We start from the raw sequence: 11,342 nt of genomic DNA, 5'->3' as shown, positions 1-11,342 counted from the left end.
GAGGTTACTTGGGTATATAGAGGAAGATAACCGAATTACTTCAGGTTACGCATCGCCCACTGCATGAACTCTTGCTGCTCTTCACGGCTTAAATCATGGAACGATTCTTTCAACGTTTTGGTTACCGCTGGAGAAGCAGCGATACTTGCCTTGGTTGATTCCTTGTTCATAGCCTTATTGTAATCGGCCACTTCACGCTCGTAATCGCGGAAACCTTGTAGGCCACCTTTGCGCAGTTGAACCATCGAGAACTCAACGTCTTTACCGTTTGCGTCTTTTAGCGTCAGTTTTGGGTCCATTTCAAAAGCATTTGCTTCTTCAATGGTACGGAACTTGTTGTAAGTCAGCGTTAGCTCCGCATCTTTCGGTGCATCAAACTCTAATAAAAGCGGCTGCGAATCGAACTTACGACGCTTGCCATCTTCAAACACTATTTGGCCCACATTCACAGCCAGTTGGTTTGCACCATCTTCAACTTTGATGCTGTTGTTGTCAGAGATCCACTCAGGGTAGACGAACTCACCGTTGATAACGCGAGGAACCAATTCCGCTTGCAGAGTCAGTTGAGCAGCAAATGCAGGCGCAGAAAGTAGTGCGCAAAATCCTAATAGTGTGGTTGTTTTTTTCATCATGGTTTTCTCGTCTTATACCAATTTAGATAAACCACTGAAACTAACAGGCCGGTCATTTCAATGGCTTATGTGAATAAGTATCAATACAAAAAGGGCGTTTCCGCCCTTTTAGCTGCTTCTGTATTAGAAGTAGTATTCAACACCTACAGAGAACTCGTCGTAGTCAGCTGACTTCCAACGGTTCGTGCCACCATCTTTATCAGTGTAACCGTTCGCGTAAGTTGCACCATCACCAAAGTCTAGCGTACGAGCACGAGCGTAAAGTACTGCAGATGGGTCTACGAAGTACATGATTTGTGCAGATAATACATCATCTGCTGTGTTGTCGATTGTCTTACCGTCACGTTCTAGGTCAAAGTTTGCTGCGTAACCCAGTTTGTACTGCCAATCGCCTGTTGTGTACATCAGACCCGCAGACATTGCATCTTGTTTCTCGCTCACACCTTTGCTGCCATCTGCTTCCATGTATTTGTATTGAGCGAAGAACGAAATACCGTTTTCAAACCAGCCTTGAACACCTACTAGGTAAGTGTTGTTTTCCCAAGTTTGATCTTCAGATTCGATGTTACGGTTACCCTCGTAAGCAGCATCCAATTGTAGTGGACCTAACTTGTAGTGAGCCGCAATGCCGCCCCAGTAATCGTCACCAGCACCTAGACCAGCTTCGTCACCTGCACCCGCTGCGATATCTAGAGAGAATTTGTCAGCAAACATTGGAGAGTCCCAACGGACAGTGTTTGATTGACGGTCTTGGTACTTAGCACCACCGATTGCACCACCCCAGTCGTAAACATCGCCTAGACCTGGGTTAGATGCTGGCCAGTCAACCAACTCGTACATTGGAGTAAGTACGCGACCTAGACGAACTTGCCCCCAAGAAGCGCTTTCAAAACCTACGAATGTGTCACGCTCACCAAGACCAGCACCTTCACCACCGAAGCTTGGGTCTACGTAGCCACCTTCGATTTGCCAAATGAACGTTGGTTCAAAGTTAGCGAATTGTTTTTTACCACGGAAGCCGATACGAGATTCGTTGTTTAGCTGCATGCCGCCCAAATCGTCGTCAGTTGCTTTGCTACCAGAATCGTAATCGCGGTACGCGGCCTGCATCGCGATAATGCCGTAAACTTCGTAAGAGAAAGAGTCTTTAGTTAGGTACTCTTTCGCTGCATCACTGTTTGCACCATCAGCAAAAGCTGAACCACTGAACATCATGCCTGTGATTGCAGTAGCAAGTAGGCTTTTCTTTAGGTAAGACATTTTTAACCCCTATATTTTTAGTTTTTTCCATTTTCAAATTCGCTAACTAGGACATTGCAGGAACTTGAATCTGTGTTTGGACGGAGCAAATATGACAAACTTTTTTCGCAGTGAAAAACTTTCCCCACGGCAATCTGAGCAACTTCAAAATGAGAAGATCAAAAACAATATAAAACCAAAAAATACAAGAATTTAAGGTATGAAATAAAAATATAAAAACGTCAAAACCATTCCAAGTCACGCCATTTTTATATAAAAAGCTCAAAAGTCGCGATCGAATTCACTCATGTTTTAGGTGTTTTAACGGAACTTTATATTCAGAGAGAAAAAACTTTGAGATAACTCGCAACAATAACTGCATAAAGTCAGCGCAATAACGGAGATTTTGACGAATTTGTTTCGCGTCGAAAAACTTGACCTTCCCCTTGCAGGAAGGTTTATGCTCTCCACATTAGTATTATTGAGGACAAATTATGTATCAGTTCGTTGTACCTATGTCGGGACTTAACTGCATGGGCTGTGCGAGAAAAGTTGAGAAAGCTTTACATGCCAATCACAGTGTTGAGATTATCAATTTGTCCCCGACCATGGTTGAAGTGAAAACCGAATCCCCTCTTTCTTCTATTGTTGAATCCATTGAGTCATTGGGTTATCAGGCCGGGCATCAATATCAGTTCCACCTAGCTGGATTAAGCTGCGGCGGCTGCGTGAAGAAACTCTCTTCTTTATTAGAGGAGAATCAAGACGTCATTGCGTTTCAAGCATCGACAACCCTACTCGATATCACAACCCTACTATCAGAGCAGCAAGTGATCGATCTTGTGGCGACTCTCGGCTATACCGCTAGCCTTGATTCTATTGAAGTAGAAGAAGAAAGCTCACCAGATATTGAACAGGTAGAAAAGCAAAGCAACATCAAAGATGCGCATGTACCACCAGCAAGCATTCAATTGCAAATGCTGATTCAAGGCATGACGTGTGCGAGTTGCGTCTCTTCAGTAGAGAAAGCACTTACTAACGTAGAAGGCATTGAGAAAGCACAAGTAAACCTTGCTGAGCAAAGTGCATTGGTGTTCGCCACTCAAGATACTGAAGCCCTTCACCATGCGATCGTTCAATCCGTAAAACAAGCCGGTTACCAAGCAGAGATCCTGCAAGACGCAGCAACCCAGCAAGAAAAACAAGCGGCTCAACAACTCGCCCAGCAAAAACGCTTCAGGCTGGATGCCATTGCTGGCTTAGTTGTCGGTGCGCCGCTGATGCTTTGGGGTGTATTTGGCGGCAACATGATGATTCGTAATGCCAATGATCAACTGGCTTGGGGAGCGATAGGCATTCTATGTCTTCTATTGCTTGCGACAGCGGGTAAGCACTTCTTTACTAACGCATGGTTAGCGGCCACTCACAAACGTGCAACTATGGACACTTTAGTGGCTTTAGGCACTGGTGCGGCATGGTTCTATTCGATGCTTGTGGTGATTTTTCCAGACTGGTTCCCTCTTGCTTCCCGCCATGTTTACTTTGAAGCGAGCGCAATGATCATCGGCTTAATTTCTCTTGGTCACTATATAGAGGCAAAAGCCAAAGCAAACACCACACGCTCACTTCAGGCTCTGATTAACCTGCAACCTCAGCAAGCGACTGTGATTACAGAACAAGGTGATCAACAGATTACGGTTGAGCAAATCACGTTAGGCATGAAACTGCGCATCAAACCGGGAGAGAAAGTGCCAGTTGATGGCGTTGTGATGCAGGGTGAATCATACATTGATGAGTCGATGCTGACCGGTGAACCCGTACCAGTATTAAAGGCGCAAGATGCGCAAGTGTCTGCTGGTACATTAAATACCGATGGTGGATTAGTCATTGAAGCAACAGGCATCGGCGCGAACACTATGCTGGCTCGAATCATTCGCATGGTACGCACGGCGCAAAGCAGTAAGCCCGCCATAGCCAAATTAGCAGACCAAATTTCATCGGTGTTTGTCCCTGTTGTTGTGGGCATTGCCATCCTTGCCGCTTTGGTTTGGTTTGCGGTAGGTCCAGAACCTAAAGCCAGCTACATGCTTGTCGTAACGACCACCGTGCTGATCATCGCTTGCCCTTGTGCGCTGGGGTTAGCAACGCCACTGTCGGTCACCGTTGGTGTCGGTAAAGCCGCAGAGCTTGGCATTTTAATCAAAGACGCTGACGCACTGCAATTGGCGAGCAAAGTCGACACCGTGGTATTCGATAAAACTGGCACGCTGACGCAAGGCAAACCAAGTGTGCAGCAAGTGTTTACTCATGCCACCAGCCCAGAGCACATGTTGGCTCTTGCATACGCGGCAGAGCGTCAATCGGAGCACCCGTTGGCAAAAGCCGTCTGCGATTACGCGAGAAAGAACAAGACTGAAAGTGTTGAGTTGAGCGCATTCGAGAACATTCGTGGCCGTGGCATTACTGCGACTTACCAAGCACAACCGCTACTCATCGGCTCATTGCAATTTATGCAAACCGAGCAGATTGATACCAGCTCAATGAAGCAAGCGATTGAAGATTGTGCAAACAACGCTTGGACACCAGTAGCTGTAGCGCTGAACAACGAACTGATTGGTTTAATTGCCATCGCTGACCCGATTAAATCTGATGCCAAGCAAGCAGTATCTGCATTAAAATCGCAGGGCATAAAAACCGTCATGCTCACAGGTGACAACCAACACGTTGCCAATGCTATCGGTAGGGAGCTCGGCATTGATGAAGTCATTGCTCAGGTGATGCCCGATGAGAAAGCACAACATATTGAACTGCTGCAATCTCAAGGCCGCACAGTGGCGATGATCGGTGATGGCATTAATGACGCTCCAGCCCTTGCGCTGGCAGATCTTGGTGTCGCAATGGGAAGCGGCAGTGATGTGGCAATCGAAAGCTCACAAATGACCATTCTCAATACATCCCCAATGGCGGTTGTACACGCAATTGAACTCTCTCACGCGACACTTAAGAACATGAAACAAAACTTGTTCGGCGCCTTTATTTATAACTCGCTGGGTATTCCTATCGCCGCTGGCGTACTTTACCCCGCGTTCGGATTTTTGCTCAGTCCTGTTGTTGCTGGCGCAGCGATGGCACTGTCTTCAATCACGGTCGTCAGTAATGCAAATCGACTACGACTGTTTACCATTAAGTAAGCGACACTTCTTCTCGAGGATCTTATGAAGTTGAAACTATTAACCTTTACAATGCTTGCTGCCACATCAGCGAACGTATTAGCTGCTGATGTCATCAACCACAAATCACCATACTGTGGCTGTTGCGGTGAATGGACAAAACACATGGAAGAGAACGGCTTTACCGTGGAAGAAAAGCTGCATGATGACATGAATGCGATCAAAAGCGACTTAGGTCTGAAAAACGAACAGCTATACTCTTGCCACACCGCAGAGATCGATGGCTACGTGTTTGAAGGTCATATTCCTGCCGACGATATTAAAGCGTTTTTGGAAAACCCACCTCGCAACGCAAAAGGCCTGACAGTACCGGGGATGCCAATGGGCTCACCGGGCATGGAGTACGGTGATAAGAAAGATAGCTACGCTGTTTACGCCTACAACGACAAAGGTCAGGTATACGAATACCGCTACCACAAAGGTAACGACCAATAAAAACAAAGCCCAGCGAGACAAACCGCTGGGCTTTTTCTTAATGGACAGTTAAGACAAACTTTTTAATTAGAAGCCGTAAGACGCGCCGAACACGAACGCATTGTTTACTAGGCTATCTCCTGCTGCATCTTCTGCACCGTGAGCTTGGCTACGGAACTCAAAGTAAGGTTGTACACCTTGACGAGTCCATGTTGCGCGTAGCTCGTGGTCCATCGTTTCTGCTTCAATCATGTAAACGTTGTTGTAGCTGAAAGTCACATCTTCATTCATCGCGTAACCAATGCGGTTATCCATGCGGTAGTCTGTTTTCGCATCTGCGTCTGTTGCATCAATGTGTGCACGAGTACGGTTGCTTAGAGAGATACCGTTATCGAAGTTGTAGCCGATTTTAACTAAAGGACGGTATTGGATGCTCTCACCCGCAGAGAATAGGTGCTGGTAGCCCGCTGCGACCCATAGGTGATCAGTGATGTTGAATGCTTGCTCACCACCTACAGTGATAGCTGGAGTTGTGTTACCCGCGCCACCATTTTCTGTTTCTAGTTTGCCCAGTTGAATGCCGTCAAACTCAGTGTAAACCGTAAAGCCGCCGAATTGGTTATCAAAAGTGTGGCCAGCTTCTAGCGTTGATGTCATGTCCGAACCATGGATTCGGCCATCATCGTGGAATTGGATGTTACCCGTTACGTAAGATGAGCCTGCGAAAGCGCTTGATGCGAAAACAAGAGAAAGTGCACTTAGTGCAAAAACGTTTTTCATAATATTGCTGCCTTTATTTGTTCACGTTATGCGATGAGTTGTCCGGCTATCACTTGCCCTTCATCGCAAACATTGGGATGTGCCTCCCTGGCGACAGCAATACTGCGCAATTTAATTCGCATTGAAAAATAAATCGTTTAAAACAGTGATCCAATTCAAATCAACATTTCCAAAAACCAAAAAAGTTTATTAAATACAGCATCTTGATATAAAACCTAAAAATTCACCAAAAAAATAAAGTGTGACATCAAACTTATTAACCTCTCCAATTAGGCACAAAATAACTATCGAGATCACACAATGGTTCTCTTTCTAAATACCCAACTTAATTATCTTTGAAAAATAATTAGACATTGATCACGCTTATTTCCGTAGAAAAATAAACAAAGCCCCCAACATACGTTGAGGGCTTTGAGTAAGGAACAATGATTTTAGTGAATGATTAGCAGAATTACTTCACGCTAGTCACACGGCTTGTTTTCTCGCCTGTCGCAGATACAGAGCGGATAAACACTTCACCTTTCACATTTGGACGAGCATTGTCTGCGTAAGTTAGCCAGTTTTTTCCGTCTAGAGAGTATTGAAGCTTCACACCAGGGAACTGAACGTTCATTGCTAGCTTGCCATCTTCTACTTTCGCACCTGGTACAGGTAGGCGGTAGTCGATGCCTGATTTCTCTAGCTTAGCCAGTTCACGTTGACCAAGTACGTTCGCAAAGCGGTTGTAGTCTTGGTTTAGCGCAGCTTTGTCTACTAGGTTAGAGTTTTGCGAGTATTCAACACCCACTTTGTAGTCGTTTTCCCAATCAGCACGGTGCCATGCACGCTCAGCGGCTGCCAGTACGCGAGGGAATACCATGTACTCGTATTGCTCGTCGTTACGTACTGTCTCAGACCAAAGCTGTGCAGATAGACCGTAGAAAGGTTTCGCTTCGATTTCACCTTTACCAGTAAAGCCGTTGCCATCGCGGTCTAGAGACGTTTCTGCGTTCTGAGGCATGTTCTCTGGCGCAAAGCCAAACATCTTACGAGTATCTGTTGCACGCGTTGCCCAGTAGTAACCACGCTCTTTCGGGTCCACTTCGTATGGCATGTCCATGTAAACGTAGTCTGGGTTAGAAACGATCACGTCGTAACCTTTCTTAGACCACTCGTACACTGATGATGTGCCCCCCCAGTAAAGAACGTCCCAGAAGTTAACACGTGTGTTTTCTGTTGCGAACGCTTTCTCACCTTCACTGTACTTAAGGCCATCTTGCCAAGCTTGGAAGTTTGGAATGCCTTTCTCAGCCACAATCTTCGACACTTCTTCTGCGAAGTGGCTTGGTAGATGAGCAAAGTCGCTTACCGTACCGTCTGCAATTAGCGTCTGACATTGTGGAGACTGTGCGAATGGCTTGTCTTGTTTAGACAGATCAATCGTACCTTTCCAGCTTACTTTGTCTTCAGCGTTCACATCTTGGAAACCAGCGCCTAGCTTAATGTTCTTCGCTTCGTCACCACCAAAGTGCCATGTTGTTAGCGGTGCGCCCGCTTCTTGGTGCATTGCTGCAACTTCTGAAATCACTTTATCAACAAAGCGAGTTGAAGATTCCATACATGGGTTGATGAAGCTTTGCTTGTTGTAGAACTGAACCGTCGTTACATTCGATGTATCTTTAGGATCCATCAGGCGGTATTCGTTCGCTTCTGCTTCTTTACCTTCTTCCATTAGACGGTCGTAACGCGCTTCCATTGATACTACCGCTGCACGAGCGTGCGCTGGCATATCGATTTCTGGAATCACTTCAATGTTACGTGCTTTCGCGTATTTCAAGATTTCCACGTAGTCTGCTTTGCTGAAGTAGCCAGAGCCAAAGTTGTCTGTCGTTGGACCAGAGCCAAGCTGAGGCAGTAAACAGCTTTTCTCTTGTGTATCGAAACAACGGTTAGCACCCACTTCTGTCAGCTCAGGCAGACCTGGGATTTCTAAACGCCAGCCTTCATCATCCGTTAGGTGAAGGTGTAGTTTGTTCATCTTGTACGCTGCCATTTGGTCTAACGTTGCAAGAATCGCGTCTTTAGAGTGGAAGTTACGAGCCACATCCACCATCACACCACGGTAATCAAAACGAGGCGCGTCTTTAATAGACAGTTGTGGTAGAGAATCAGCATTTTGGCTATCTACCAGGCCAAAGATAGATTGTACTGCGTAGAAAGCACCTGCTTGGTCAAACGCTTTAATCACAATACCGTCGCCTTTGATGCTCATCTCGTAAGCACCAGATTTTGCTAATTCACCGGTGAAGTCTGCAGGAACAACAGTGATACTTACAGGAAGATCACCACGAACATCCACACCTACCACTTCTGCACGATCTTGAATTGCTGCGTATTGAGTCGCATCGAATGCGTCTTTAGGCAGCGCAATACCCGCCGCGATATCTACTGTGCCTTTACCTGCTTCAACAGACATTGGCGTTGGTAGTAACGTGGTTGATACATCTTGTTTTGCTAGGTCTTCGTTCTTCTCGAAACGAGACACAGCGTTTGCAAATACGTTGTTGTCATCTGGCGTACGTTTTAGGTTGTTACCCTCAAGGCCAGTTACGAAAGATGCAACGTCCTCTGTGTTAAGAGAAGCGATCATCTTAGGCTCTGCATTTGGTGCAGCAACGAAAGCGCCTGGCATGAAGTCAGTTTCAAATAGCTGCCAGTATTCAGCAACAAGAGGAAGCACAACTTCTTCACCCGCAGCAAAACCATCAAACTTATCGGTCGGTTCTAGTTTGTGTAGGTCACCCGTTACGCGAGAAATTTTGAATTGCTCGTTGTCTACATCCAGAATCAGACGAATGCTGTGGAAGTAAATAGCCCAATCTTTAGAGTCAACCGCTTCACCTTGGTTAACTAGCGTCATGTTTACCTTGTTACAAGACGCCCACTCTGCGCCGATGTCTTGACATGCAAGACCTTCGTTAGCACCGTGGTTTGTTAGTACTTCATATTGAATATCAAGGTTGTCAGCCAATGAGTTTACAACTTGTTGCTCAGAGTTCTGCAGTGAAGAGCAGCCTGCCAATGTAGCAATAACAGAAGCAGCAATCAGACTATGTTTCAACATCTTACTTTCCCCAAAAAGTCAGTGGTTCAAAACGACATTTATCAAAAATGGTGAGCACCTAAATGCGAGGCGCTTAACAGTTGCATTCAACATACAAGCAGTTATTTCTAAGCGTAAAATTAATGGAACTAAGAAGTGATCCAGCTCAAATTTGGCTAGACACCGAAAAATATAAACACATTAATTTCAATGAGTTAGTTAAAACGTCAAAAACGAACAACTTTTTTTGACGAGTTTGTTGCGATCAATGTCACGAATATTGGTGGGTTTAAGCTGGTTTTATAGGATTTTGATCACTATTGGTTATTAAGCGAACCATTAACAACAAACTCAATTGAAACACTTTCGTGAATTAACTCTCATTTCTTCACCGTCAAAACTCGTCAATATTTTTAGAAATGACGATTTTGCCGAACCGTGTTATAGATAAGATGCATATTGAATTCGAGGAGCAAAATATGTTTCGACTCTTGTCCGTGATGTCATCTCTGATCGTCTTTTTTACTTCTTATTCAGTTCAAGCCGAGCCACAGCATTGGCTCGCAAAGAAAGGCGATATGGAATACATGATTATTGGTTCCGTTCATGTGGGTGACAAAACCATGTACCCGTTACCCAAAGCTGTCACTCAGTTCCTCAAAAACAGCGATGGCTTAATCATCGAAGCCGACGTTCGAAATACAGAAGGAGTGACGTACCCAAAAACCTCACTGCTTGCCAAAGATGTTTTAGATAGAACGCAGCGTAAGCATATTTCGGAGATTGCGAGTGACCTAGGTCTACAAGAAGCACAGCTGCTCAATGCGCCGCCATGGTCAGCAGCTTTAACCATTCAATTGATGTTAGTGAACAAGCTAGGTTATGCATCCGACCAAGGCGTCGACATGCACTTGATTAACCTAGCTGATAAACAGCAAGTGCCGGTACTGCCTTTGGAAAGTGTGCAGTTTCAGTTGGATTTAATCGCAGGACAAAAAGATGGTGGTAAAGAGTTTCTGCTCTCTTCTATTGAAGAATATGACGGTGGCGACAAACTGGTACAGTGCTTAATCGACAGCTGGAAGAGCGGTGACGGCAGCACATTAGAAGAAGCATCCATGAGTGAACAATCAAGTGATGAGTTTAATCAAGCTTTCTTGTACGACCGTAACCGAGATTGGGCTGAGAAATTAGATTCTGGCAGAATGCTACCGAAGAAGTCAGGCCAATACACAATTGTTGTCGGCAGCTTGCATTTAGTCGGCAGAGACAACCTCATTGAGCTGCTCGAAGAACGTGGTTTTACTGTTGAGCCTCTCGGCAATACACACAAAGCCGACTGCGATATCTAATCATCACTACCACATACCCTGCCGACATCTGTGCCCTGACTATCGGGGCACTTACATCCTCTTACACCGCCCCCTCACCGTTAAGTCTACACTTACGCTTCGCTGACAAATCCAGCAATCTATCCGATACTATCGATTCATTCTGTAGACAATCTCAAATCTGATAAAAGCCTTTATGAAATTCAAAGCCACATTATTATTCCTAGCCAGTGCACTACTTTTACCTTCGTTAGCGAATGCTAAACCTTCTTGCACAATTGAAAGCTTCGAGCCTATCGATATTGCCCCAGAAACTAAAGGCGGCGTATTCGACAAAGAAAGCGGCCAGTTTTTAGTTACCCAAAAGCCAATGATGCGATGTGCGAACATCACTTTTACAACGGCTCACACTCGTAACCGTGTTGCTCATCTGTTGACCCAAAACTTTGAAGCCAGCTACTTTGATGGCAAAACTGGACAATCCCACTCGGTGACTTTTGACGAAGATGAATTAGAAGCAGGCTATATCCGTATCGGCCCAAACAATCCGCAAACCGCTTACGTGTGTTTCACGACATCCGAAACGCCGATTAAAGACATTAGTTGTGATGTGAAGTAACAGGATTCGGGATTC

The 11,342-nt window shown here is 45.4% G+C and carries 8 protein-coding genes; 4 read left to right on the top strand and 4 right to left on the bottom strand.

Features of this window, described 5'->3' with window-relative positions; all coding sequences use genetic code 11:
• Nucleotides 1–35: 35 nt before the first annotated feature.
• Nucleotides 36–632 (bottom strand): DUF2057 domain-containing protein, encoded by a 597-nt coding sequence (locus KIV40_RS24980; protein WP_005425603.1) that lies wholly within the window; start codon nt 630–632, stop codon nt 36–38.
• A gap of 123 nt (nt 633–755) precedes the next feature.
• Entirely contained in the window at nt 756–1,892 is a 1,137-nt protein-coding gene (chiP, locus tag KIV40_RS24975) for a chitoporin (RefSeq protein ID WP_134977713.1), read from the bottom strand.
• A gap of 473 nt (nt 1,893–2,365) precedes the next feature.
• On the opposite strand from chiP, the gene KIV40_RS24970 reads away from it, so the two are divergent.
• Nucleotides 2,366–5,062, top strand: a complete 2,697-nt coding sequence (locus tag KIV40_RS24970; protein ID WP_285351883.1) for a heavy metal translocating P-type ATPase — start codon at nt 2,366–2,368, stop codon at nt 5,060–5,062.
• A 24-nt stretch (nt 5,063–5,086) separates the two neighbouring features.
• Nucleotides 5,087–5,536 carry a DUF411 domain-containing protein gene (locus KIV40_RS24965; protein WP_005425611.1) on the top strand — a complete coding sequence of 150 codons (450 nt, stop codon included), beginning with the start codon at nt 5,087–5,089 and terminating at the stop codon, nt 5,534–5,536.
• A gap of 66 nt (nt 5,537–5,602) precedes the next feature.
• On the opposite strand, the gene KIV40_RS24960 is transcribed toward KIV40_RS24965, so the two are convergent.
• Entirely contained in the window at nt 5,603–6,295 is a 693-nt protein-coding gene (locus KIV40_RS24960; RefSeq protein ID WP_285351880.1) for an oligogalacturonate-specific porin KdgM family protein, read from the bottom strand.
• A 451-nt stretch (nt 6,296–6,746) separates the two neighbouring features.
• The gene (locus tag KIV40_RS24955) at nt 6,747–9,398 is read right to left on the bottom strand and encodes a beta-N-acetylhexosaminidase (RefSeq protein ID WP_285351879.1); all 2,652 of its coding nucleotides are present in this window, start codon (nt 9,396–9,398) and stop codon (nt 6,747–6,749) included.
• 458 nt (nt 9,399–9,856) lie between these two features.
• Here KIV40_RS24955 and KIV40_RS24950 point away from each other — a divergent pair, with 458 nt between their 5' ends.
• Nucleotides 9,857–10,729 (top strand): TraB/GumN family protein, encoded by an 873-nt coding sequence (locus KIV40_RS24950; RefSeq protein WP_285351877.1) that lies wholly within the window; start codon nt 9,857–9,859, stop codon nt 10,727–10,729.
• Between the two features lie 175 nt (nt 10,730–10,904).
• On the top strand, nt 10,905–11,327 hold the full coding sequence (locus tag KIV40_RS24945; protein WP_285351875.1) for a hypothetical protein: 423 nt from the start codon (nt 10,905–10,907) through the stop codon (nt 11,325–11,327).
• Nucleotides 11,328–11,342: the final 15 nt, after the last annotated feature.

It is taken from the genome of Vibrio sp. D173a (assembly GCF_030248475.1).
Note: the sequence above shows the minus strand (reverse complement) of the source record. Positions and strands in the feature narration are given on the sequence as shown.